The sequence below is a fragment of the Enterococcus timonensis genome, assembly GCF_900104595.1.
Taxonomy (GTDB): Bacteria; Bacillota; Bacilli; order Lactobacillales; family Enterococcaceae; genus Enterococcus_J; species Enterococcus_J timonensis.
Genome location: NZ_FNVY01000004.1, coordinates 913,808 through 939,162, shown reverse-complemented (window position 1 = coordinate 939,162; position 25,355 = coordinate 913,808). Strand labels below are relative to the sequence as shown.

General features: G+C 37.5%; 23 protein-coding genes and 1 other annotated feature. Of the genes, 14 read left to right on the top strand and 9 right to left on the bottom strand.

Features of this window, described 5'->3' with window-relative positions; genetic code table 11:
- Positions 1 to 155 precede the first annotated feature (155 nt).
- Positions 156 to 536: a hypothetical protein gene (locus BQ5341_RS09205; RefSeq protein WP_071131694.1), complete on the top strand. Its 381-nt coding sequence runs from the start codon at positions 156 to 158 to the stop codon at positions 534 to 536.
- 102 nt (positions 537 to 638) lie between these two features.
- On the opposite strand, the gene murE is transcribed toward BQ5341_RS09205, so the two are convergent.
- The 3 genes from murE to BQ5341_RS09190 all read right to left on the bottom strand — a co-directional run bounded on the left by murE (position 639) and on the right by BQ5341_RS09190 (position 4,700).
- On the bottom strand, positions 639 to 2,153 hold the full coding sequence (gene murE, locus BQ5341_RS09200) for a UDP-N-acetylmuramyl-tripeptide synthetase (RefSeq protein WP_158661769.1): 1,515 nt from the start codon (positions 2,151 to 2,153) through the stop codon (positions 639 to 641).
- A 97-nt stretch (positions 2,154 to 2,250) separates the two neighbouring features.
- On the bottom strand, positions 2,251 to 3,195 hold the full coding sequence (locus BQ5341_RS10740) for an NlpC/P60 family protein (RefSeq protein ID WP_071131692.1): 945 nt from the start codon (positions 3,193 to 3,195) through the stop codon (positions 2,251 to 2,253).
- A 185-nt stretch (positions 3,196 to 3,380) separates the two neighbouring features.
- Complete coding sequence (locus tag BQ5341_RS09190; protein ID WP_071131691.1) at positions 3,381 to 4,700, bottom strand: N-acetylmuramoyl-L-alanine amidase family protein; 1,320 nt, start codon at positions 4,698 to 4,700, stop codon at positions 3,381 to 3,383.
- A gap of 167 nt (positions 4,701 to 4,867) precedes the next feature.
- Positions 4,868 to 5,069, top strand: a binding site (T-box leader).
- Positions 5,070 to 5,158: 89 nt separating this feature from the next.
- Between BQ5341_RS09190 and hisS the strand changes: the two genes are divergently transcribed.
- The 4 genes from hisS (at position 5,159) to BQ5341_RS09170 (ending at position 10,503) form a co-directional block, all read left to right on the top strand.
- Positions 5,159 to 6,463 (top strand): histidine--tRNA ligase, encoded by a 1,305-nt coding sequence (gene hisS, locus BQ5341_RS09185; RefSeq protein ID WP_071131690.1) that lies wholly within the window; start codon positions 5,159 to 5,161, stop codon positions 6,461 to 6,463.
- Between the two features lie 4 nt (positions 6,464 to 6,467).
- Complete coding sequence (aspS, locus tag BQ5341_RS09180) at positions 6,468 to 8,255, top strand: aspartate--tRNA ligase (protein WP_235836395.1); 1,788 nt, start codon at positions 6,468 to 6,470, stop codon at positions 8,253 to 8,255.
- Between the two features lie 227 nt (positions 8,256 to 8,482).
- Positions 8,483 to 9,535, top strand: coding sequence for an ABC transporter permease (locus tag BQ5341_RS09175; RefSeq protein WP_158661768.1), 1,053 nt, complete (start codon positions 8,483 to 8,485; stop codon positions 9,533 to 9,535).
- Between the two features lie 149 nt (positions 9,536 to 9,684).
- Positions 9,685 to 10,503, top strand: a complete 819-nt coding sequence (locus BQ5341_RS09170) for a YitT family protein (protein ID WP_083378689.1) — start codon at positions 9,685 to 9,687, stop codon at positions 10,501 to 10,503.
- A 327-nt stretch (positions 10,504 to 10,830) separates the two neighbouring features.
- Here BQ5341_RS09170 and BQ5341_RS09165 read toward each other — a convergent pair whose 3' ends face one another.
- Together BQ5341_RS09165 and BQ5341_RS09160 are read right to left on the bottom strand one after the other, a co-directional pair.
- A complete protein-coding gene (locus BQ5341_RS09165) occupies positions 10,831 to 11,436 on the bottom strand; it encodes a 50S ribosomal protein L25/general stress protein Ctc (RefSeq protein ID WP_071131686.1) in 606 nt (201 codons plus the stop codon).
- 242 nt (positions 11,437 to 11,678) lie between these two features.
- A complete protein-coding gene (locus BQ5341_RS09160; protein WP_071131685.1) occupies positions 11,679 to 11,996 on the bottom strand; it encodes a DUF960 domain-containing protein in 318 nt (105 codons plus the stop codon).
- Between the two features lie 347 nt (positions 11,997 to 12,343).
- Between BQ5341_RS09160 and BQ5341_RS09155 the strand changes: the two genes are divergently transcribed.
- The 5 genes from BQ5341_RS09155 to udk all read left to right on the top strand — a co-directional run bounded on the left by BQ5341_RS09155 (position 12,344) and on the right by udk (position 16,430).
- Positions 12,344 to 13,045 carry a pseudouridine synthase gene (locus BQ5341_RS09155; protein ID WP_071131684.1) on the top strand — a complete coding sequence of 234 codons (702 nt, stop codon included), beginning with the start codon at positions 12,344 to 12,346 and terminating at the stop codon, positions 13,043 to 13,045.
- 326 nt (positions 13,046 to 13,371) lie between these two features.
- Positions 13,372 to 14,790: an MBL fold metallo-hydrolase gene (locus BQ5341_RS09150; protein WP_071131683.1), complete on the top strand. Its 1,419-nt coding sequence runs from the start codon at positions 13,372 to 13,374 to the stop codon at positions 14,788 to 14,790.
- Positions 14,791 to 15,010: 220 nt separating this feature from the next.
- Entirely contained in the window at positions 15,011 to 15,241 is a 231-nt protein-coding gene (gene relB, locus BQ5341_RS09145; RefSeq protein ID WP_071131682.1) for a type II toxin-antitoxin system RelB family antitoxin, read from the top strand.
- Positions 15,238 to 15,516: a type II toxin-antitoxin system RelE family toxin gene (locus BQ5341_RS09140; protein WP_071131681.1), complete on the top strand. Its 279-nt coding sequence runs from the start codon at positions 15,238 to 15,240 to the stop codon at positions 15,514 to 15,516. The genes relB and BQ5341_RS09140 overlap by 4 nt, the downstream gene beginning before the upstream one ends.
- A gap of 269 nt (positions 15,517 to 15,785) precedes the next feature.
- Positions 15,786 to 16,430: a uridine kinase gene (gene udk / locus BQ5341_RS09135; RefSeq protein WP_071131680.1), complete on the top strand. Its 645-nt coding sequence runs from the start codon at positions 15,786 to 15,788 to the stop codon at positions 16,428 to 16,430.
- Between the two features lie 58 nt (positions 16,431 to 16,488).
- Here udk and BQ5341_RS09130 read toward each other — a convergent pair whose 3' ends face one another.
- Together BQ5341_RS09130 and BQ5341_RS09120 are read right to left on the bottom strand one after the other, a co-directional pair.
- Positions 16,489 to 16,899: a hypothetical protein gene (locus BQ5341_RS09130; protein ID WP_071131679.1), complete on the bottom strand. Its 411-nt coding sequence runs from the start codon at positions 16,897 to 16,899 to the stop codon at positions 16,489 to 16,491.
- Positions 16,900 to 17,321: 422 nt separating this feature from the next.
- Positions 17,322 to 18,821 (bottom strand): DUF1846 domain-containing protein, encoded by a 1,500-nt coding sequence (locus BQ5341_RS09120; protein ID WP_071131677.1) that lies wholly within the window; start codon positions 18,819 to 18,821, stop codon positions 17,322 to 17,324.
- A 233-nt stretch (positions 18,822 to 19,054) separates the two neighbouring features.
- On the opposite strand from BQ5341_RS09120, the gene BQ5341_RS09115 reads away from it, so the two are divergent.
- The 4 genes from BQ5341_RS09115 (at position 19,055) to yajC (ending at position 23,197) form a co-directional block, all read left to right on the top strand.
- Positions 19,055 to 20,980, top strand: a complete 1,926-nt coding sequence (locus tag BQ5341_RS09115; protein WP_071131676.1) for a fructose-bisphosphatase class III — start codon at positions 19,055 to 19,057, stop codon at positions 20,978 to 20,980.
- Between the two features lie 73 nt (positions 20,981 to 21,053).
- Entirely contained in the window at positions 21,054 to 21,560 is a 507-nt protein-coding gene (locus BQ5341_RS09110) for a GNAT family N-acetyltransferase (protein ID WP_071131675.1), read from the top strand.
- A 226-nt stretch (positions 21,561 to 21,786) separates the two neighbouring features.
- Positions 21,787 to 22,227 carry a YaiI/YqxD family protein gene (locus BQ5341_RS09105; protein ID WP_071131674.1) on the top strand — a complete coding sequence of 147 codons (441 nt, stop codon included), beginning with the start codon at positions 21,787 to 21,789 and terminating at the stop codon, positions 22,225 to 22,227.
- 604 nt (positions 22,228 to 22,831) lie between these two features.
- Entirely contained in the window at positions 22,832 to 23,197 is a 366-nt protein-coding gene (gene yajC / locus BQ5341_RS09100; protein ID WP_071131673.1) for a preprotein translocase subunit YajC, read from the top strand.
- A gap of 35 nt (positions 23,198 to 23,232) precedes the next feature.
- Here the strand turns inward: yajC and fni are convergent, their stop codons facing one another.
- Positions 23,233 to 24,267 (bottom strand): type 2 isopentenyl-diphosphate Delta-isomerase, encoded by a 1,035-nt coding sequence (gene fni, locus BQ5341_RS09095; RefSeq protein WP_083378661.1) that lies wholly within the window; start codon positions 24,265 to 24,267, stop codon positions 23,233 to 23,235.
- Positions 24,257 to 25,342: a phosphomevalonate kinase gene (locus tag BQ5341_RS09090; RefSeq protein WP_071131671.1), complete on the bottom strand. Its 1,086-nt coding sequence runs from the start codon at positions 25,340 to 25,342 to the stop codon at positions 24,257 to 24,259. Before BQ5341_RS09090 ends, fni begins: the two co-directional genes overlap by 11 nt.
- Positions 25,343 to 25,355: the final 13 nt, after the last annotated feature.

Here is a 25,355-nt window from a genome sequence, read left to right as displayed (position 1 = left end):
ATTTTAGCTAACTTAAGACATGGGCACACTTACTAATATATTCAAAGGTGTGCTTGACAGGCAATAATTTCAGATGTAGACTCGTTATAAGCGTTTACTTTTCAATTGTGTTTTAGCAAAACTAATTATTGAATATGGAAAGGAATTATTTCAAAATGAATAAAAGTGAACAGAACCGTCGTCGTGGGTTGTTGAGCCTGTATGGACTTCTAGTCATTGTCGCTTGTCTTATTCGTCAGTTCAAATATGGGATGCTCCCGCGAATTTTACTGGTGGTCACCATCTTGGCCGTTATTATTTTATGGAAATTCCTTCTTCAAAAAAAGATAATTAATCTTTCTTTTTTTAGCAACAGCTTTCAAAAAAATCTGTACAAAGAGGAGCGCTGGTTTTTAAATAGCGCGGTTTTTCTCATTTCACCTATTTTTAAATTGCGAAATATTTCGGTGATTGACGTGCTCATAACACTCGCCTTTCTTTTTTGGTCGGTGACCTTGTGTATTATTGATGAAAAATATGAAAAGAAAAAAGTTTAACCTTTACAAATAATGATAGAGCAAATAAAGAGTGCCAAATATCATTGACCTATTAAAAAAACCAGAAACACGCCAATTGGCAAGTTTCTGGTTTTTTTATTTTTATTCTTGGGTCAAATAGCGCTCAACAATCGCATCATCGCCCTCATAATCTAAAGTTCCTTCAAGTCGTCGTTGCGTCCGTTCCGTTCCTTTACCAGCAATAATCATGGCAGTGGTAGGTCCTGTAAGTTCACAAGCTTTCCAGACAGCATCGGTCCGATCTAACAATTCATAAAGAGGGAGTTCTTTTTGAATTTCTTTTTTAATATCATTATTAATTTCTCGCACGTCGCCTTTAGTAGAATCTTCCTCCGTTAAAATAGCAACATCCATATATTTAGTAATAATTCGCCCGAAATCTCCGCGACGAGAAAAAGCACGATCGCCAGGAGCACCAATTAAAAGACCAATTTCAAAACCGGGATAGGTGTGTTGAAGGTACGTCACCATATTTTCAAGGGACGTGTAGTTATGAGCATAATCAACAAAAATCACGCCGCCATTTTTTTTATGAAAAACCATCATCCGTCCGGGAACGGTAATTTTTTCTAAGGCTGGGCCAGTCAATGTGCGGGGGACTTTCAAAAGACTAGCAACGGTTAAAGCTGCCGCAGCATTGGCAAAATTAAAGTCGCCAGGAAAATGCAAAGCGTACGTTCCAGTCGCTTCAGCTAAAGCATTTTTGCGGGCGATTAATTGAAATTCAGTCGCTTTTTTTTGCGGAATCACTTGAAGATCAGCTTCTGAAGAAAAACCAAATGTATAAATGTTTTTAGCAGAATGTTGGGCTGTTTGTAAAATTAGCGGGTAAAAATCGCTGTCGTGGTTTAAAATCAATGTTTGGCAATGGACTAATAATTGCCGTTTCCAATAAAAATAATCATCAAAGGTGGGATGTTCAGTGGGAGAAATATGATCGGTAGAAATATTTAGAAATATCCCGTAATCAAAAGTCATCCCAAAGACCCGATCTAATTTGTAAGCTTGGGAAGACACTTCAATTACGAAATGCGTCAAGCCATTGGATAAAGCTTTTGCCAACATAGCGAATAAATCAAGGGATTCTGGCGTAGATAAATGGGCTTTTTCAAAATTTTTCCCATCAAGGCAAATACTTTCGGTAGAAGAGAGGCCGACTTTGCCAGGAAAAGCCGCGTCCAAGACACCATGGGCAAAAAAACTGGTCGTGGTTTTGCCTTTAGTGCCGGTAATGGCCACTGTTGTTAATTTTTTTTCAGGGAAATCATAAAATAATTGCGAAATTTTGGCCATCGCTTGGCGGATATCGGTGACAATGACTCCAATGGCATCGATATTTTCATAAGTCGTTTCCGCTAAATAAATCGCAGCGCCATTTTCCACAGCTTGGACTAAATACTTTTCTTCAAAATTAAATCCTTTGCAAAAAAATAACGTCTCAGATTGAACTTCCCGGGAATCATAAGCGAGCTTTGCAACAGTAAGGTCTGGCGCCATATTTGGGGCAAATTGCCACTGATTGTCAACGATATATTCTTTAAGTAAATTTTCTTTTTGTAAAGTAGTTAACACTTTTTCTAATGATAAAGTTGGCACATTAAAACTTCCTTCCATCTTTAATTCTTTGTTATTGTAACAAAATCTCCATAAAAAAGACACCGCAATTTTCAGGCGATGTCTTTTATTTAAAACTTTATCCTAAAACTGAAACAGCAAAATCTGGCGTGAAACTTGCAATTGTCGCCACTTTTACCACATCACCTGGTTTTGGTGCGTGAATATATTGGCCGTTACCAATATACATCGCCACGTGATACGTCGAACCATGACTGCCCCAGAAAAGTAAATCGCCTACTTCTGCGGCACTTACCGCAATTTGTGTTCCAGCACTTTCTTGAGGAACTGTCCATGAACCAATGGATAGATTAGCGACAGTCGTGTACAAATAATTCATTAAGCCGGAACAATCAAAACTTGATGGCCCTTGAGCGCCCCAAACATAAGGTTTCCCTAATTGCGCTTGAGCTCCTTCGACTAAACGATTCCGCAAATTTTCTTTCGAAAGATAAGCCGTTTGTTGATTTTTTAAATCAACAATTTGTGCTTGCGCTAACTCAATTTCACTTTGGAGTTGAGTTTGACTTTGGCTAGCTGTCGTGGCGGTATTTCGCAAGTCGCTTTGTTCTTGTTGCAAGGTAGCAATTTTAGTTGAAAGGGTTGTGATTTGCGTTTCTTTTTGGGCAAGAACTTCATCAAATGTTAAGCTCTTTTCCTCAGTAGTAGCCAAAGTGGTGACCTTAGTTAATGGGGAAATACTCGTCGTTGTATTATTTTCAAGGGCGGTAGTTTCTGGTAAAACATCAACAATGGTCTCTTGTAAGGCCGAAAGTTGTATTGTTTGTTCATTGAAATCGAGCGCTATATTTTTTAAGTCAGCGTTCACTGCTTGTAACTGGGTACTAGCTGTATTTTGTGTGGTGATTAGTTGGTCAATTTGGGCTTGTTGTGAATTGATTTGCGTTTGAACGACATTGATTTGATCATCGAATGAATCAGCAGAGACGTTGACACTGGCTAAAGTTGTGGCGCCTAACAATAAAGTTGATAAGGTCCAAATCGGTAATTTATTTATTTTCAAATAGGGTGCTCCTTTTATTTGGAATGATTTTATTTAAACACTTTTTTTTTGCGAAAGGATAGAAAAGACGTTAAACTTTCATGAATAATATTACAAATAGATGAATAAATATGACAAATGTAACAAAAAAAGCAGAGATCCAAATTCTCTTGGACATCTGCTTAAAATATTTTTCTGTGACAAAATTATTGGAAATACTGAGTTAACGCTTCGGTGATGAGATCGGCGACTTGTTGTTGATACTCTTCAGTAGCAATATAGGTAACATCAGATTCAGTGGACATGTAGCCAAGTTCAAGTAAAAGGGCGGGCTGCGTATTTTCGCGAGTCACCGACAAATCATTGTAACTAGCGCCATGACTTTGTAAAGGTAAATTTTTAAATTGGGTCGCGACTATTTCGGCTAACTGGATATCGCGATCATAGTAATAAAAAACATGGGTCCCAGTGGCGATATTCGGATCATCGGTAGCATCATAATGTAAACTTAAAAAGACATCGGGTTTTTGTTCGTTACTCATATTAGAACGTTCCTCTAAATCCACCCACTCATCGGTATCACGCGTCAACAAAACGCGGGCGCCAGTTTTTTCTAAAGCCTTTTTTAAAAGAAGGGTGGTATCTAAAGTTAAATCTTTTTCCAAAATATTATTGTCAGTCGATGCGCCATCATCGGCGCCACCGTGACCGGCGTCTAACATAATCGTTGCCTCGGCAATTGAGGTGACTAAGCTTTGATTGTTAAGCGTTTGGGTATTCATCACCCAGTTGGCGACGTAACCTGTTGTGCCATCTGCCGTTTCAATTTGGTACCATTCACCGACTGTTGCTAAAACGGTGACGGCAATATTTTGTTCAAGCGTAGTCACTAGCTCGGCTTGAACGTTAGGTTCCGTCCGAATATTAGTCGACTCTTCGCGAGTGTAAATTGTATTATTTTCTTTTTCTTCTGGTTTTTCTACTTCATCTGTTTTGCTTTGGGTCAAATATTGTGAAGGAATCCAGCCGACTTTATCAGCCACTTGGACTTGGGACCAACCATCTTGTTCTAAAGTAATAACTAACGATGTGTCCTTAGCTAAAGTATCTAGAATTTCTGCTTGATCATTAGGTTCTTGACGCAGCGGTGTATCGGCAGTATTGACGGTCGCCGGTAAATTTGTAACGGCGGCATTTTTTTCATTTCCAATTAGCCAACTAGCGACCCAACCGGTGTTTCCATCAGGTAAAGTGACTTGATACCATTCATTTTCTTGCTTTAAAACAGATAGCTTGGTGCCAGATTTTACTTGAGCAGCAATCCCAAAATCTAGTCCTGGACCGGTACGAACATTAAGCGCGGAGGCTTCGACGGTTAAGCTAGTACTTTTATTTAAAAGGGCGATCCCTAAAACTACTAAAGCAACAATACAGACATTGATCAGTAAAAGAATCGGCGGTTGTTTTTTTTTCAGACGTAATTGATGTTTACGAGGGGAATTTTCCAAGAGTGTTCCAACTTTCATCGCTTTTTATTCATTATATTTATTATACAACAGGAGAAATCTGAAAAACAGTCGTTAAAAAAAATTTAAAAAGTTTTTTGCTAAAATTTTCTTTGGCGACAATTTCAAAATTTCTTTCTTGAAAAACTTGACTATTTTTGAAATATCGAGTATTTTACTATCAATAGCTAAAATCTAAGAAAGAGCAAGTACGATAAAATTTTTTTAAGCGAGGCGTCGATCGTGGGAGGATGCTAAAAAATTTATTGGAAAAGACACTCTGGAGAAAGACTTTAAAAAAGTCTCGGCGCAATCCGTCGTTATTTGGAAAGTGGAAGTGTAAACTTCAAGCTAGGTGGTACCACGTGTGTATAAACACTCGTCCTTTTTATAGGACGGGTTTTTTTGTATTTTTAAGGTATTTTTAAAGGTTTTTTTGAATTTTAAAGCAGTTTTTTGAATGTAAAAGGGGGAGCATTATGAATTATCAAAAACCAAAAGGGACTAATGATCTATTACCAGGAGAAATTGAAAAGTGGCAATTTGTGGAAGAAACCGCAAGACTTTTATTTGCTGATTATCGTTTCAGTGAAATTCGGACGCCGGCTTTTGAATATTATGAAGTGATTGCGCGTTCCGTGGGCGATACGACGGATATTGTTTCTAAAGAAATGTACGATTTTTACGATAAAGGGCAACGTCATATTACTTTGCGCCCAGAAGGTACGGCTCCCATTGTTCGTAGTTATGTAGAAAATAAATTATACGGACCAGAATATCCTAAGCCTTACAAATTATTTTACATCGAACCCATGTTTCGTTATGAACGTCCGCAAGCTGGACGCCTACGCCAATTTCACCAAATCGGGGTAGAAGTCTTCGGTACAGAAAATCCTGCGCTTGATGTGGAAATTATGGCCATGGCGATGGACTTTTTCGCCCAACTAGGTATTCAACATGTTAAATTAGTCATTAATTCTTTAGGAGACAAAGAAAGTCGGGCCAATTATCGAAAAGCGCTCATTGATTATCTTGAACCATTGGAAGATCAATTAAGTTACGATTCTAAACGCCGCCTTCATGAAAATCCATTGCGAGTGTTAGATTCCAAAGAAAAAGAAGACCAAGCGATTGTTGCCTCAGCTCCAAAAATTCTCGATTATTTAAATGAAGTTTCGTTAACTCATTTTAATCAAGTAAAAAAATATCTCGAAGCTCTAGAAATTCCTTATGAAATTGATCATACCATGGTGCGTGGTTTGGATTATTATAATCACACCATTTTTGAAATTATGGCGGCATCTCCTGGATTTCACGGCGCTCAAAGTACCGTTTGTGCCGGGGGACGCTACGATAATTTAGTCGAAGAACTTGGCGGACCTGCTACACCGGCTTTTGGTTTTGGGATGGGGATTGAACGTTTGTTATTAACTTTGGATGCTGAAAATATTGAGCTACCGACGATGGATGTGCTGGACGCTTATGTAGTTTCTTTAAGTGATGCTACGGATTTAGAAAGTTTAAAACTTGTCCAAGCAATTCGCGGGGCAGGATATTCAGCCAATCGCGATTTTCTCGGACGTAAAGCTAAGGCGCAATTTAAATCAGCCGCTAAAGAAAAAGCGCAACTTGTCTTAACTATGGGTGAAACAGAATTGGCAGAAGAAAAAGTCAATGTCAAAGAAATGAGTTCCGGCCATGAAGTGACGGTACCACTAGAAGAAATTTACGAAAATTTTGATGATGTCTTTGCGACGATGTTGGCATTTAAAAAAGGAGAATAAACTTATGAAAAGAAATATGTATGCAGGACTTGTTACGGAAAAAAATGTTGGTGAAACTTTAACTTTAAAAGGTTGGGTCGCCAAACGCCGTGACCTTGGCGGATTATTATTTGTTGACTTGCGTGATCGTGGGGGGATTTTACAAGTTGTCTTTAATCCCGAAAAAAATAAAGAAGCCGCTGAAATCGCTGAAACATTGCGAAGTGAAGATGTGGTTGAAATCACAGGCGTTGTTGCTAAACGTGACGAACGAGCAGTAAATCCAAAAATGAAAACCGGATCGGTGGAACTTGTTGCTCAGGCAGTAATTGTTTTAAATAAAGCGAAAACCACTCCTTTTGTCATTGAAGATGCCGGCGAAGTGAATGATGATTTGCGTTTGAAATATCGTTATCTTGATTTACGCCGGGAAAAAATGTTGAAAAATTTCCAATTACGTCATCAAGTGACGCGCTCCATGCGGGAATACTTAGATACGCATGACTTTATGGATGTGGAAACACCTTATTTAACAAAATCCACTCCAGAAGGCGCCCGCGATTACTTAGTACCGTCTCGCGTTCATGATGGACATTTCTACGCCTTACCTCAATCACCACAATTAATTAAACAATTATTAATGGCTGCTGGATTTGACCGCTACTATCAAATTGTTCGCTGCTTTAGAGATGAAGATTTACGAGGCGACCGCCAACCGGAATTTACGCAAGTGGATATTGAAACGAGCTTTTTAGAAGAAGATGAAATTCTTTCCTTCACTGAAGAAATGATTGCCAAAGTGATGAAAGAAACGATGGATATGGAAATCAGCTTGCCATTTCCACGTATCGCTTATGATGAAGCGATGGATCGCTTTGGTTCTGATAAACCCGATACGCGTTATGATTTGGAATTGAAAAATATTTCCGGGTTAGCGGCCGACACTGAATTTAAAGTATTCGCTTCAACAATTGAAACGGGTGGTGCTGTTTACGGACTAAACGCAGTTGGCGCGGCAGACAAATATTCTCGTAAAGAAATCGATGCGTTGGGTCAATATTTAGGACAATTTGGTGCTAAGGGCTTAGCTTGGGTGAAAGTCACAGCAGACGGATTTAATGGTCCCATCGCTAAATTTTTACAAGATAAATTTGACGAATATACGCAAGTAATGGATGCTAAAGTCGGCGACCTATTGTTTTTTGTCGCTGATAAAAAAGAAGTGGCGCAAACATCTCTTGGGGCATTGCGCGTTCGTTTAGCTAAAGAATTAGGCGTAATCGATCAAGATAAATTTAATTTCTTGTGGATTACTGACTGGCCAATGTTTGAATACTCCGAAGAAGAGGGCCGCTACATGTCCGCCCATCATCCATTTACTTTACCAAAAGCAGACGACGAACAGTATTTATTAACCGATCCGAAAAAAGTTTACGCCCATGCTTACGATATTGTGTTAAATGGTTATGAAATCGGTGGCGGGAGTTTGAGAATTAACACTCGCGACTTGCAGGAAAAAATGTTCCAAGCTCTAGGCTTTTCTAAAGAAAGTGCTGAAGAACAATTTGGCTTCTTATTAGAAGCTTTGGACTATGGTTTCCCACCACTTGGCGGACTAGCGTTAGGTTTGGACCGCTTCGTGATGTTATTGGCTAAAGAGGACAATATTAGAGAGGTCATTGCTTTTCCAAAAAATGGCCGCGCCTTAGATCCATTGACCCAAGCGCCGTCACCCGTTTCTGAAAAACAACTAGCTGAACTTCATTTGGAAATTACTAGTTTTGAAGAAAAAAAATCGAGTGAAGAAGAATAAAAAAATATTAAAGCTGCAACTATTCTAGTTTATCCTAGGATGGTTTTACGCTACATATAAATTCAAACGCTTTATTTAATTAAGAGGGTGAAGATTTGTTAACTCAATTTATATTCGAATTAAAACGAGGCCTAAAAAATCCGCTGCTATACTTGGGGATGATCGCGCTAGTGCTTTTTTCCTTTGCGCAATTTCAAGGAGAAGTAAAAATTTCTACGAGAGTATATATGGCAGGGGATAGTCGAGAAAAATTATACAGCCATAAAAATTTTATGACCCAAAAAGAAGCGGTGACTTTTATTGAAGATGAGGCGCTCGCTCAAATAGATAATGATGAAATTGTCCGCCAATTCCTACTTGACTCAAACGATTCATATGATCAAATTACACTGAAGAATGCGCAAGATTCAATTGCAAAGTTAACTGAACAGATAGCCGTTTACAAAAGTCGGGATTTTAAGAAAATTCAGAAATTTGAATTGGCTCACGATTCTTTATCGGTAGAAGATCGCCTGGCCACACAATATTTATTAGATCACAACATTCCAGCAGCACCAAAAATCGCGCTTCAAGTAGATGCACTCCCCATGATAGCCACGGTTTTAAAACAACCAGGAGCCACTCAACAAGGTCCGACAAAAAAAGCACAGCTAACCATTCCTTTAATTATTTTTTTAGGGAGCACTCTTTTGGCTAGCGTTTATTTGACCTTTCATCGTCGGCAAAAAACCATCGACTTTGTGGACGTTCTGCCTTTAAAAAAATGGCAAATCTTAAGTGTGAATTTTGCGGTGACCATTTTGTTAGGCCTGTTGATGTTTTTAGTGGGAATTTTAATATTTATAGCAATAGTCGCTCTCTGGCCGGGGCACAGTCTTGGTTTTTGGCAATATCCATTTGGCTATATTTTGCAAAATCAATTTTTGGTAGTGACGATTGGGGAATTTTTCGCCAAATATTTTTATTTTTTCTTTTTGTGGCTCCTTTTTTTAGCCAGCCTCCAACTTTTTTTGGCTCAACTTACCAAGCAGCCAATTATTTTAGTAGCAGTAACCGCACTTTTGCTCTTTTTAGGACCACTGGGTTTACTTTATCAAAATAGTTTCAAAGCTTTCCAAACATTTTTCCCAAGTTTTTATTTAGGAATTGCCGATGTCGTGTTGAATCGCGGTAGTTTTGCCGATATTTCTTATCAATCGGTGAGCTTAATTTTCCTTGCGTGGAGCAGTATTTTCCTAATATTTGTCGCTGCCATTGTCAAAAAGCGCGGCCGGGTGTAAATAAACTCTGAAAATTGGCAAATTACTTTCAAAAGTCGGCAAAACAAGGTAGAATAAGACTCGAGAAAATAAAGAAGTGAGGAAGTATTTTGCAAAATATTTTGAAACGTCTAAAAATTGACAAGTATACGAGTCGCTTGTCAGCTTCAATGGTTTATGGTTTGTTGGCGGGAGTGGCTTTTAACTTTTTTTATTTGCCGGGAAATATTTATTCTAGTGGCGTCAATGGGGTAGCGCAGATTTTAACTAAATTTTCGCAACAACTTTTTGGTCTGCACATTCCATTGTCGATTACTTTATATATCTTGAATATTCCGTTGTTTTACTTGGCTTGGACAAAACTTGGAAAAAGATTTACCATTTTTACGATTATTACGATTACCTTGACCTCATTTTTCATCCAAATTATTCCAGAAACCACTTTAACTACTGATCCAATTATTTGTGCCATTTTTGGTGGGGCAATTATGGGCATTGGGATTGGCTACACATTGCGCAACGGGCTATCAAGTGGTGGTCTAGATATTATTAGTTTAACTATTCGGCGTAAAACGGGAAAAAGTGTCGGTTCCATCTCGATTGGTTTTAATGCGGTAATTATTTTGGTTGCCGGTTATTTATTTGGCTGGCAGTATATGTTTTATTCAGCGCTGTCGATTTTTGTTAGCGGGAAAATGACCGATGTTGTTTATACGAAACAAAAGAAAATGCAAATTATGATTGTGACTAAGGAACCTCATTTAGTAATTGAATCGATCCAAAGCCGCTTGCGCCGTGGTATTACAATTATCCACGACGCAGAGGGCGCCTTTAATGAAGAACCCCAATCGATTTTATTTACCGTGATGACCCGCTACGAATTACCAATGTTAGTAGCCGCCATGAAAGAATCCGACCCCAAAGCGTTCGTCTCCATCTCAGACAACGTCCAAATCTTAGGCCACTTCTACGAAGAAGACATGTTTTAAAAAAGGTTGTTTTAAAGGTGATTAGCGATGCAGAGAATAGATAAAATTTTTAAAAATCCCGATTTTGGATTTTAAAAAATTTTATCTATTCTCCAAATCGCTACCTTTAAAACACCGAGAAGAAAAGGTTGTCTTTGGCGTGTTTTGTGCTGTAAAAAAATAGGAAAATGTTTGGAAATTGTTTTTTAATTTCAAAATCATTTTATCTTTTTTTCTAGGATCAGCGCTTAAGACACCGTCAAAAAAGTTGGCGCAAATCCATCCTACTTCTAAAAAACAAAAAAGCTCCCTGCCAAATTTTTGGCAGGGAGTTTCATTTTTTTAGATTTAAGCTTCAGGTGTTTCTACAACTACTGTAGCTTCTTCTTCGTCTTCTTCAGGAACTTCTTGTTTTTCAACTACAGACAAGATGTGTTCTTCAGGGTCAGTTACGACTTTGAAGTCTGCGAATTTAGGAAGGTCAGCAACTGTTAAGCTGTCGCCAATTCTAAGTTCAGAAATATCAACAGTAACAAATTCTGGCAATTTGTCAGGTGTAGCAGAAACTTTAACTGAGTACAATACTTGGCCGATTTCAGCGCCTGTTTTAAGGACAGCTTCTTCACCAACTAATTGTAATTCAGCATCAACTTCAACTTCTTCTTTCATGTTTACAGCAATTAATTCTACATGTTTGATAGCCCGGTTAAAAGTATCAAATTGTGGTTCGGACAACAAAGCATTAACAGGTTTGCCGTTAAGGTCAAATGATAATACCACGTTGGCGCCATTTTCACGTAAAATTCTTGATAATTCTTTTTCTTCGATAGCTACTGGTGTATTTTCCACTTGGTAACCGTAAACGATAGCAGGGATTTTTCCAGCTTTGCGTAATTCATTTCGCAATGAACGGGGACGTGTTTCTCTTTTCTCTACTTTGAGTGCTTCTGACATAAATATTTCCTCCTTTGATTTGCGCAATGGGGTAATTATGACACCACTTTCGTAGCTCATTGCGTATTCGGTGAACTAAAATTTATCAATGAACTCTATAAAAAAAGAGACTCTGTAAGTAACCAGAAGTCTCAAGGCTTGACAAAAATTTTCTAGAATGACTTTGTTACAGCCCATCTAGAGACTCAATTGATAATCTAATGCTAGTCTTTATCCGATTGTTTGTCAAGCAGTGTCTTATTTTAAAATTGTTGGTGTGCTTCTTGGGGCAATAAAATTGTCTGATTCGACCCGTCGTCATAGGCATAAACGGAAGGGGGAAAAGTATCTAGAAATTGAAAAGGTAGATCAATCCGCATATCGACATTTTCACCATCAGTAGAAAATGCGACAGTTAATTTACCTTGATGATTTTCCAATTGAAAGACGAGTAAATCGCCTAATACATACGTTCCTTTTAAATCGGCATCAATAATGACCCACAGACTATCAATAATTTCGCCAGGTAGCTGGGAAATAATTCCGGTGGAAGCAAAACGAGCTTGATTTCGATTAAACATACTTATCACATCCTTTTTGATATATGATTAAATCTTATGGATATTATAACATAAAGTAGGGAAGAACCAGTATTCCAAGACACCTAGTTTTTGCAAATAGGAAAAATTTAACTTTCTTATTTTTGCAGGAAGTCAATTTGACGTCTTGAAAAGAGTACGTTAAAATATTTCTAGCATTCAGCAATCGTATTAAAATAATGTCTAAATGTGCTCAGGAAAAAATATTATTATCGGTTTGGTTACATTGGAAACGAAAGGAAAAGAAGATTTCGATTGGAAACAGAATTCCAAACGAGTCTTTTTTTTGCAAAATAGAAATTTAATCTTCTTAGAAAAGCGGTGAGTAGATGCAATTGGCAGCATTTTTACAACAAATAGGAAAAACAAAAAAAGAAGTCAAACACTTGCTAGTAGCCCACTTAGTGACAATTGATGGCGTGATTACGACATCAGGTACGGCAACAATTGATCCTGGCCGACAAAAAATTACGGTGCGCCGACAACACTTTGTCGGGGTTGCGCATCGCTATATTTTATTCAATAAGCCAGTGGGAGTTATTTCGGCAAATTCCGATCAAAGTGAGCCGACGATTTTTTCTTTGCTGCCGGCTGATTTTTCTAATTTGCGTTTTGTGGGTCGTTTAGATAAGAGTGCCCATGGACTGATGCTTTTAACAGACAACGGTCAACTAAATTATCAAATACACCAAGATCGTTTCCATGTTTCCAAAAAATATCTGGTAGAAACTAAAGAAGCGCTAGAAAAAAATGATGTGGAACTTTTTGCCGCCGGGCTGGTGATTGATGAGTCCACCCGTTTAGCTCCTGCAAAATTAATCTTATTGGATCAACATCATGGGCTGTTAGAAATTACTGAAGGAAAATTTCATCAAGTTAAAAAAATGTTTTTATCAGTAGGGAAAAAAGTAGTAGATCTTGAACGAATTGCCATTGGTCCCCTTGATTTACCTGCGAAACTTGCACCAGGAGAATTTCGGGAAATTAACGACGCCGAGTTTGAACTACTTAAAAAATTTTTTAAAAGTTGAAAAAAATTTCGTGGATGAAATGGCTATAATTAAAAAGCCGCATAAATATTTAGTTTTAAAGAGGTTATTTTAAGATGCAATCTGGAGACTACACATAACAATAAGATGTAAAATTTATTGTAAGAATTTAAAGTGAATGATAAAATTAAACGGTAAGTTGAAAATTAAAATAGAAACCTAAACTTGTAAAGATTGATAAAATGAGCAGTAGTAAAAAAGGGATGGGCGAAATTGCTAATCCTTTTTTTGTTTTCTAAGGGAGTTTGAATAACAGTCACCATTGTTATTCATTTAAAGAAAATAGATACTGTGTCGGAGGTAATAAAATGAAAACATTTGAAAAAATTGGAATTGGTTTGCTATTGGGGGTCGGACTTTTCGCTTCGACAAGATCAGTGAATGCTGATGAAAAAGTTCACTTTATTGATTTATTTGGAGATGCGATTCTTCTTGAATCTGATGGGCATTTTGGTTTGATTGATGGCGGTGAAGATAGCGATAATCCGACTGGTAATCCTTTGTTAGCTTGGTTTCCAGGTGGAGAGCAGATCCTTTTAAATTATTTGAAAAGTAACATTCCAGCTGACAGTAATGGTCAGTATAATTTGGACTTTATCATGGGGACCCACGCCCATTCCGATCACCTTGGTGGATTGCGTTACGTAGTTAATGATAGTCAGATCACAGTAAATAAAGCTTATCTGAAAGAGTATCATCCTGAACAGATGAACCTTTATAATATAATGTGGGATAATCAAGAGGAATATGATTTACTTGTTTCTGCTTTAAATAATGAAGGAATACCCATTGTTAAAAATACTGAGGAATTAAATCAAAGTTTTAATTTGGGCAAGATGAACATCCAATTTTACAATACTGAAGTGCTGGACTATGCTTTTCTAGATGAAAGTTATAAATTAGATGAAAATCATAGCTCGATTGTTTCTGTAGTACAATACAATAATAAACAAATTTTCTTAGGTGGAGATTTAGATTTTAAAACCAATCCCATGAATCCGCTTGGTGATGAAAGTAGAGTTGCCTCATTAATCGGCGATATTGATTTGATGAAATTGAATCATCACGGACAAATATTGTCTAATAGCTACGAGTTAATTAGTAAATTAAATCCAGAATTTGCTATTTCTACTTGGACGGGAATCGATGTTTATCAGCCAACGAAGGATTATTTGCTATCTCAAAATATTCCGCTATTTGAAACACATTATTCGGGAAATATTGTAATAGATTTTAATAAAGAAAGCTTCGGATTATATGATTATACCGGATCTATTCCCGTTGCTAAACCCCGCGAACCTGGTTGGTATTTGCTAGAAGGTAATTGGTATTATTTTGATGGGCAAATTTCGGTAACGGGTTGGAAATCAATCGGGAACACATGGTATTACTTTGATTCAAATGGCACTATGCAAAAAGGTTGGCAAGCAATTAATGGGCAATGGTACTTGTTGGATGCGATTAATGGCGATATGAAAATTGGATGGCACCTAGATAGTTCTAAGAAATGGTACTTTTTAAAAGCTAGCGGAGAAATGACGACAGGTTGGCAACAAGTTAGTGGGAAGTGGTATTTCTTAAAAGCTAGCGGAGAAATGACAACAGGTTGGCAATTAATCAACGGAAAATGGTATTTTTTAAATGCTAGCGGTGAAATGCAGACGGGTCGAAAAATAATATCTGGAAAATGGTATCAATTTAATTTAAGTGGTGAGTGGATCGCTTAAATTAACAAATTAAAAATTTGAAACTTTTTTTGAATCGGTATCAAATTTTACTTGTAAGATATAATAAAATCAAAGGATTTCGGATTGTAATTCATTGATTTTCGTTTATAAATGAATAAATCCAAGGACGATTAGCAATTAAGCTAATCGTTCTTTTAAATTGTTTTTTTGTGTACACTTGTGTTACAGTTTTGTTGTAGCGAAAGTGAGGAGAAAATTTATGAATGCGAGTAGTACAATAACATTTAGAGTATCTCATGAAGAAAAAGAATTTCTTTTAGCAATTGCCAAGTTTAACGGCGTAACTCTTTCAGAGTGGGCAAGAAAAGAATTGATGGAAACGGCAGAAGATAAAGCCGATTTGGAAACTTATAAAACGTTAATGAAGGAACATCTGAAAAAAGATCAAAGTATTTCTCACGAAGAAATGTTGCGTGAATTAGGATTATGAACCCGAAATACTCAGTAAGATATGAAGTAGAAGCTCAAAAAAGTTTGAAAAAGATGGATCGCTTTCAAGCAAAGTTAATTTTAAATTGGATTGAAGAAAATTTAAAAGGAACCGAAAACCCAAGGATACATGGAAAAGAGTTGGTAGGGGATAGAAAAGAAGTTTGGCGATATCAGGCGGGCAAGTATAGAATTTTAGCTGATATTTCAGAGGATGAAGTTTTTATTCTGATATTGACAATTGATCACAGAAAACAGATTTATAAGAGAAAGTAATCTATATTAAAACATGCGAAAGGATAATTAGAAATAACTTCTAATTGTCCTTTTGTCTATTTAGAATAAATTTCTGAAAAAAAGTAGCTACGTTAACTTCCAAGTAGAAAGTTAGTATTGATGGTACTTGTGGTAGTCTAGTTTTATTTCGTGCATTTGTTTTTACAAGTTATCATTTTGTAAAACATGATAAAATCAAAGGATTTCGGATTGTAATTCATTGATTTTCGTTTATAATAGTAAAAGAATAAATCGATAAGGGGTGCGAGATGGCGCAAATTAAACGACCGATTATTATTGGAGTAACAGGTGGTTCAGGTAGTGGAAAAACAAGTGTCTCCCAGGCGATTTTAAATCATTTTCCAAAGCAAGAGATTATGATGCTTGAGCAAGATTCTTATTACAAAGATCAAAGTGAGATGCCATTTTCTGAGCGTTTGACAACAAATTACGATCATCCATTTGCTTTTGATACGCAACTGCTGATTGATCATTTGCAAAAATTATTGCACTATGAAGCAATCGAAAAGCCAGTTTATGATTATGCAGCCCACACGCGCAGCAAAGAAATCGTCCGCCAAGAGCCTAAAGAAGTCATCTTGTTGGAAGGAATTCTTATTTTAGAGGATAAACGGTTGCGGGATTTGATGGATATTAAAGTTTACGTAGACACCGATGATGATATTCGGATTATTCGGCGGATTAAACGGGACATGCAAGAGCGGGATCGGACGTTGGATTCGGTGATTGATCAATATTTATCCGTTGTAAAACCCATGTATCACCAATTTATTGAACCGACGAAACGTTACGCCGATATTATTGTGCCAGAAGGTGGACAAAATCACGTGGCGATTGATTTGATTGCTACTAAAGTTGCGGCAATTTTACAAGAGCGCAGCCATCACGATTAATTTTTATAAACGAAATAAACCAGCAATTCCAAATTTTTTGGAGTTGCTTTTTTCTTTTTTATTGTTGAAAAGGATCGACGAGGAACCATTTTTCTGAACTAAGAATTTCTACATGACGAATATCGTCCCAGTTGTACCACGTTTCGCCAAATTTCACTTCATCGGTACTCGCTTCTCCTAAAAAATAAGAAACGGTAGTCGGTAAAAAATGACCGAATGCATCTCGGGTGTTCAATTGGAAAAGAATCGGATATTTATTAAAGTAAGATTCTTGTAAAATACGTTCAACTTCTTCTTGAGTCATTAAAGAAAGCGGCGCGACATTTTTTAAAGCTTCGGCGTGATTGGCACTGATACCTTTTACTAATTCCTCCATGGCGTAAGCTGTCGCCCATTTCATGGTGCCCCGATCGTGATATAAATTATAGTCTTCAAACTTTTTTTCGGTTGGTTTTTTTTCTGAATCCATGGGGCATTTCCTTTCTTATGTTGAGACGGCGAAATATCTTACAACTTAATTATACGAACATATGTTTGTTTTGTAAATCAAAAAGAAGACGCTAAAAAAAATTAGCGTCGGGAAAATATAAAAAAATAGGGCTAGGAAAATTTAATTTTCCTAGCCCTTGAAAGATTTTTGTTACAGCCTTATTAAACGGTGTGAAAAAAGCTGCAACTAGGGAAAAAGACAAAATGCTTTCTGATTGCTTTGCAATCATGCACCATTTTGCTATTTTCCTACGTCGCAAAACGCTTTTTCTCACAACCTTATTGAACGGTGTGAAAAAAGCTGGGGCTAGGAGAATAGACAAAATTTTTAAAAATCCAAAATCGTGATTTTCGAAAAATTTTTCTAATTCTCTACACCCCAAAACGCTTTTTCTCACAACCTTATTGATAATATAAATTTTCTGAGGGGAAGATGGGGGCGCAGGTGATTTCTATTCCTAGTTTGCGCAAGGTTTGTTCGTCATTTTTATTTAAAATTACAGTCGAGTGGGCTTGGGTATCTTTTAGTTTGGCCAGTTGATCGTAGGCGACTTGGGCTGTTGGGTTGGTGACGGCTGAAATCGCTAGGGCAATCAGGACCTCGCTTGCTGTTAAAGATTTCAAAGTAAAATGCAGTTCGTCGGATTTTAATTTTTGGATCGTTTCTAAAATAACTGGAGACAACAGTGGAATGTCATCGGCAATATGGGCAAGGACTTTGATGGCGTTCAGTAACATGGCAGCCGAAGCGTCCATAAGTGCGCTGGATCGGCCGGTGACCATGGTGCCATCCTCAAGTTCAATGGCAATAATTGAAATGACTTCGCCGTCTTGACTTAATTTTTCTGCATAGTTGTGCGCTGGTACAACGACTGCGCGATCTTCAGGTTTTAATTCGACTTCTTCCATAATCATTTTAATGCGATTGACGGTTTCTTCGTCGGTTTGGCCAGTTTTATAAGCCACCAACGTATGAAAATAGCGGCGAATGATTTCTTGCAATGATGCTTCTCTTACAACATCATCGTTGATAATTCCAAAGCCGACGCGGTTAACGCCCATATCAGTTGGTGATTGATAAACAGATTCTTCGCCGGTAATTTTTTCAATAATGCGTTTGATAACGGGAAATGTTTCGATATCGCGATTATAATTTACCGCCACAGTGCCGTAGCGATCGTAATGGAAGGAGTCAATCATATTAACATCTTTTAAATCAACCGTTGCAGCTTCATAGGCAATATTTAAAGGATGTTTCAAAGGAATATTCCAAACGGGGAAAGTTTCAAATTTTGAATAGCCCGCCGCGCGGCCCATTTTACTTTCGTGATACAACTGGGTCAAACAAGTGGCCAGTTTACCAGAACCGGGACCAGGAGCGGTGACAACGACAATTGGTTTGGTCGTTTCCACATAAGGATTAATTCCGAAACCTTCTTCTGAAACAATTTTTTCAACATTGACTGGATACTCGTCAATTTCTTGGTAAGTGTAGACTTTAATATTGCGTTGTTCTAATTTATTAATGAAAACTTTTGCTGCGGGTTGGCCGGAATAACGAGTAATGACTACCGAATTAACGGATAAATCGTACGTCCTTAGTTCATCAATTAACCGAAAAATATCCATATCGTAAGTAATGCCGTAATCGCCACGAATTTTGTTGCGCTCAATATCGCCGGCATAGACACACATAATAATCTCGGCTTGATCTTTTAATTTTTGCAGCAATTTTACTTTGGCATTTTCCATAAAACCGGGCAAGACGCGGCTAGCGTGTTTGTCGTCGACTAATTTGCCGCCAAATTCCAAATACAATTTTTCGTAATGATTCACTCGTTCCAAAATATACTGGGATTGTTCTTCCAAATATTTATCAGCATCGAAACCAATTTTTTTCAAAGCCAAAGCCTCCTCAAATTTTTGTCAGGGTAATTTTCATTTTTTACTACTTTAGCATTCTCTCTTTTTTTTGGCGTTTGGTCAAATACTTTTTTACTTTTAAAATGGAATAGTTGATAAACTTTAGAAAAAATTTAGTAAACATCGGCTTTAATTATAAAAAATATTCTAATTTGCCAAATTGGTCTAATATTGCTATGCTTAGAAAAGAAAATTGGCAAAGGAAGTAAATAATGGACTACGAAAAAAAATACTTACAACTTCTCAAAGAAAAATATACAACAAAAGCCGCGGTTTTAACTGAAATTATTAATTTAGAGGCAATTTTGCATTTGCCAAAAGGAACGGAGCATTTTGTTTCTGATTTGCATGGAGAATATGGGGCTTTTCAACATATTTTACGTACGGGAAGTGGCGCCATTAAAGAAAAAATCAATGAATTATTTGGCGAAAATCTAACCCCTGAAAAACGAAATCAGTTGGCGATGTTAGTTTATTATCCAGAAGAAGTTATGAAGCAAGAAACGCTAGATGAAGAATTTTTTAAAGATAATCTAGAAAAAATGATTTTGCTGACCCGTTATTGTGGCAAAAAATATTCTCGTTCCAAGGTGCGTAAAGCTTTACCTGAAAAATATGCTTATATTTTAGAAGAACTGTTAACAGAAATAAAAAAAGAAGCTAGCGAACAAAAAAATGGCTATTGCCAGGCCATTGTCGAAAAAATTATTTGCTTAGGCCAGGCAGAAGATTTAATTATTGGCTTAGGCAAAACTATTTCTCGTCTCGTGGTGGATCAGCTTCATGTGGTAGGGGATATTTATGATCGTGGTCCGGCGCCTGATAAAATTATGGACGCGTTAAAAATGCTACCGGCAGTGGATATTCAGTGGGGAAATCACGATATTAACTGGATGGGGGCCGTGGCGGGCTCGCCTTTATCGATGATTAATGTGGTGCGGATTTGTGCACGATACGATAATTTAGAAATTTTAGAGGAAAGTTACGGCATTAATTTGCGGCCATTGTTGGAATATGCTACCGGACAATTTACGCCAACGGAAAATTTTGCCCCCAAAAATAATCCTGATCATGGGGAATTAACTGTTCACGAAGCCGATACTTTAAATTGCCTACAACAAGCTTGTGCCGTGTTGCAATTTAAATTAGAAGATGCTTTAATTGCGCGGCGTCCAGAATTTCAGTTAGATCAAAGGCGCGTCTTAGCACAGTTGGATTTTTCTCAGCAGACGTACACTTTTGCCGATAAAAAGTATCAACTTACTGATTTTCCTTGGTCGCATTTTGATGAAAATCAGCCGAATTTACTAAATGCAGAAGAAGAAAAAATTCTCCAACAATTATTAAAAGCATTTCAACATAGTCCGCGCTTAAAGCAACACACAGATTTTTTAATGGACAAAGGGGGCATGTATTTGTGCTATAACGAAAATCTATTATTGCATGGCTGCATTCCTTTGCACGAAAATGGTGATTTTAAAGCCCTTCATTTAAAAGAAAAAAGTTATGCCGGTAAAGAGTTGCTTGATTTTTACGAAGAACAAGTGCGCACAGCTTATAAAATACCAACCGAAACGCAAAATTTTGCTACGGATCTTTTGTGGTATTTGTGGTGTGGTGAGTGTTCGTCTCTTTTTGGAAAATTGGCCATGACCACTTTTGAACGATATTATGTGGATGACACGACTTGTCAAATCGAAGAAAAAAATGCTTATTATCGTTTGCGGAATGAAGAAAAAGTCGCCACCGATATTTTGCGGTGCTTTGGTTTAGCTAGTAGTGGGCATATTATTAATGGCCACACGCCAGTCAAAGAAAAGCGGGGAGAAGATCCGGTTAAAGCCCACGGCAAAGTTTTGGTCATTGATGGCGGATTTGCGAAAAGTTATCAAGAAAAAACTGGCATCGCCGGTTACACTTTAGTTTTCAATAGTTTTGGCTTGCAGTTAGTTTCTCATTTGGCTTTTACAAGTGTGGCAGAAGTGGTCAAAGCTTCCCAAGATGTATTGTCTACCCGGCGTTTAGTTGAAGAAGTGCCGCATCGTTTATTGATTAAAGAAACCAATATCGGCAAAAAATTACAAGCCGATAAAGAACAGTTGGAACGACTTTTTGACAGGTGGGGTGAGTTGTCTTAGCTTACGGCTTAATTTTTTGCGCAGAAAGGAGTAAAATAAAGACGAAGCAAATTTGAGAAACGAGGCGAGCAACATGCAATCAATGTATTTAGAAGCAATTGATTCCCGTAAAGAAATCGACACCTTGCACGACTTAGTAAAAATGGTCTGGACTCAATATTATGGCCCCATTATGGGTGAAGGAAAAGTGGAACGCTTTTTAGCGACCAAGCAAAGCAAAGCGCAAATTCAAAAGGAAATTTCCCAAGGTTTAGTCGCTTATTATTTTATTCGCAGTCAAGATTCCAAAGAAATTATTGGCTTTACCGCCTATCATGAAACGAAGAGTGCTTTAGTGATTGATAAATTATATTTGACGTATACGATGCGGGGTCAAGGATTGTCCCACGAAATTGTAAGCTACTTTGAAGAAGAAGCGGCTCGACTTGGCTTAAGTGAAATCGAAATTTGGATTAATCATGAAAATCAAATGGGAATTGATATTTTCAAACATTTTGGTTTTAAAGCTTTTTCTTCTCGCCGCACGCCCATTGATCAAGGGTATGTATTGGTTGAAACTGGCTTAGTAAAAAATGATTAAAATCTAAGTAAATTTGCTAGTGGGCTAAACTTGTGTTAGAATCAGTTCATGCGATGAGTCGATAGTTTCATTTTCGAAGCATAAACAGGGCATGCACCCTCCAAGACGGAGTTGTCTGGCGAATTTTGTGGAAGAGACGTCATATCGGAAGATACTGCATTCAAAAAAAGAACCCCTCGCGGGTTCTTTTTTTCTTTTATCTTTTTAAAGTTCAAGGAGGCAAACGATGAAAATTTTAATTGACGGCGATGGTTGTCCCGTGAAAAAAGAAATTGTTAGTTTGGCTAAAAAATATCAGGTACCCGTCACGTTAGTCACTAGTTTTGATCATTACTCACAAAAAAATCAGACTACTGATTTCTCGACCGTTTATGTCGATCGCGGAGCCGACAGCGCCGATTATAAAATTGTTGCTCTGGCTGAAAAAGGAGATGTTTGTGTGACGCAAGACTACGGCTTAGCTAGTTTGCTTTTGGCAAAAGGCGTCACTGTATTCCATCAACGATTCCAATATCAAAAAGAGACGATTGATTTTTTGTTGCAAACCAGATTTGTTGGACAGATGTTGAAAAAAAGTGGCAAACATCAAAAAGGGCCAACGCCTTTTACTAACGCTGACCATCAAGCATTTACTATTCTTTTTGAAAATTACTTAAAAACAATTTAAAACAAAAAAACCGCCCTGGCTTCTCGAATAGCCAGAGCGGGAAAGATGTCGGAAGGAATGCGAGTCAAGAAGTTAAAACCTTACAGGAAACGCAAAGTAAACAGAATTTCTTGAACCAAAACATAAAACTGATTTTTCTTTGGAACTTGACACTACTTAACAATTTGAATTGGCGTTACTGATCTCGTTATTACGTGGTATCTAGTTCTAACCACTACATCCGGTGAAAACATTCGTCGTCACTCATGGTACTCAGTAGCATTGTTTCTTCACATCTCGCTGAAGAGTTGTTGAAAAGGTGAAGCGTAAAGATCAAACAACTTGGTGTTCGGTGTTACTCGAGAAATTCGAATTCTTAACTTGCAGAACCTTTCCTTCCTTACATCTATACTATAACAAGAAATCGATGCGCTTGCAAGAAATAAGACTTGCCCTCAGACAAAGTAGAAAAATTGTTGACTTTTCACTTCTTTTGGACAAATTTTTAAATTTGTCGTTTGAATTTTTAGCAAAAGTATGAAAAGTTTGTAAAATAGTTAAATTTTACTAGTCAGGAAAGTGCTTTTTTGGTACAGTTAGTAAAGAACAAAGTGAGGTGAAAAAAATGGTACAATTAATAATTCCGATAATTTTTCTGGGTGGTTTGATGTGGTGGATGAATCGCTCACAAAAAAAACAACAGAAATCAAGGCAAGATCAATTAGACGCCATGAAAGTCGGCGATTCAGTAGTCACTATTGGTGGTTTACACGGCGTTTTATTTGAAATCAATAAAGAAAAAGGTACTGTAACTTTGGATTGCGAAGGTATTTATTTAGAATTTGACCGGGCTTCGGTGAAATCAAGTAAAGCCAACGTTGCTGCAGATAAAGAATCTTATGTAGTAGAAGGCGAGGACGCTCTTGCTGACACGACAGAAGATGTTTCTTTAGAAGATTCTAGTTCTGAAGATCCAACATCAGAAGCGTAAAAGACAAAAAAAGACTCGTGAGAGTCTTTTTTTTGTTAAACTAAACCGCGTTGTTTTTGATAGCTGAGTAATTTTTTTGAAAAAATAATTTCTGTCTCTTTTAAATCGGCAGCTACTTGGCAATTTAGCAAAGCATAGATTGTAGTTAATTGTTCTTGCCAGCTAGAAAGCAGCTCAATCGTAGCGGGTAATCCTTTTTTAGTTAAGGTCGGTAAAAGTGCGCCGGCAAGACCACAAGAAGTAGCTCCTAAACGTTGAGCTTTGACTACATCAAATGGATTACGGATGCCACCGGAGGCTAAAATTTTCGCCTTAAAATTTTCATTCACTGATTTTTCAGGAACTTCTAGTAGTGATTCCACTGTTGATTGGCCAAAGTCCGCTAAATAATCATAAGGATGATGAGAATTGCGGGCATTTTCAATTTGAATAAAATTAGTACCGCCAGTTCCAGAGACATCAATAAAATCAACTTGCGCTTCCATTAAATCGGCAATCGTTGAACGAGACATACCAAAGCCCGTTTCTTTAACGATAATCGGCACGCCAATTTTTTTAGCTTGAAAAATATTTTCCAGCCAATTGTTAAATTCGCGATCGCCCTCTGGCATTATTAATTCTTGCGGATAATTTAAATGAAGTTGTAAGGCGTCGGCGTCAATTAAGTCGACGGCTTTTTTCATTTGTTCAAGAGTAGCTCCGGCAGATAAATTTCCCCATAAAATACCGTGAGGATTTGCCGCGCGCGCAATAGTGTAAGTATCTGCTAGCTCAGGATTTTTTAACGCGGCCATCATGGAACCTAGCGCCATGGGAATATCAAATTCTTTTGCCAGCAAACTCAATTCTTCATTGTATTTCTTGCTAGCTAAGGAACCACCAGTCATGGCGTTAATGTATAAAGGCAGGCTAGAGGACAAATTTTCGGTTAAAGAAGTTTTTAACTTTACTTGGTCCACATTTATTTTCGGGAAATTTTCATGAATAAAACGAATGTCGTCAAAATCATTGCTATGTTTTTTTTGATTTTGCCCGAGAGCTAACTGCCAATGTTCATCTTTACGATTCATGGACATCCTCCTGAGTTTTATAAAAAACATGCAAAGGTAATGGGGAAATGCCGACTTTTTCCCAAGCGGATTGAACGAAGGGCAACGTGTTGGCATCTTTAAAAATAGCAATGCCGCAATCGCCGCCACCAGCACCGGAAGATTTTGCCGCCCCACCAAATTCATCCGCCACTTCGACTAATTGATTTAAAGCACTCGTTTCAATATTTACGGCGGATAATTGGGAAAGATTTTGTAATAATTGCCGATTTTCAATAATTTTTTCTTGAATTTTCGTTAAATCTTTGTCAGCAAAAGCAGCAATCAAAGCGTTGACACAAGCGTTACTTTTTTGTAAAAAGATTTGATAAGCATCTTTTTGCTCACTTTGTTGGACTTGATCGACTAAATTAGCAGTCGATGCTGGTGTGCCGGTCCAACCGATTAAAAGTTGTAAATTTTCTGGCGGTGTAATGGGTGTAATCGCTAATTTTGGCCAAGGAGTATTTAATAATTCTTTTAAAGATATTTTTTCGATTTGTTGGAGGACCCATTCTTGATCAAAAGTGGAAAAAGCCAACCAACCGCCATAAACACTAGCCGCTACATCGCCACATGATCCATTATTTTGAATCGACAAATGAGCGAGCGCCGCTAATTTAAATAAAATCATTTCATTATACGGCAATTGATAAAACAGACAGAGCGCTTCGACGGTGGCCACCGTGACAGCTCCAGAAGATCCGAGACCGTATTTTGTCCCTTTGCCGTTATCAAGTCCGCTAGCAATTTGCAAATGAAATAATTCTAATGTTTTGCCTTCTTCGCGGGCATAATTTTCCACGATATCAATAGCTGCTAAAATATAATGGAAAGGATTATCACGTTTATCAACGACAAGCGCGTTATTTTTCCGTTTAAAATAAACCGGATAATTACTAAATTGCGCCGATTTGATGCTGCCGTGAACTTGGGCACTGGATAATGTGACGGTGACAAATTGATCCACCGCAATAATAATGGCCGGATTCCCGGGTTCAACAACGGCATATTCACCAGCAATAAATAATTTTCCGGGTGCGGAAACTGTTATCATAAAAATGAAGACT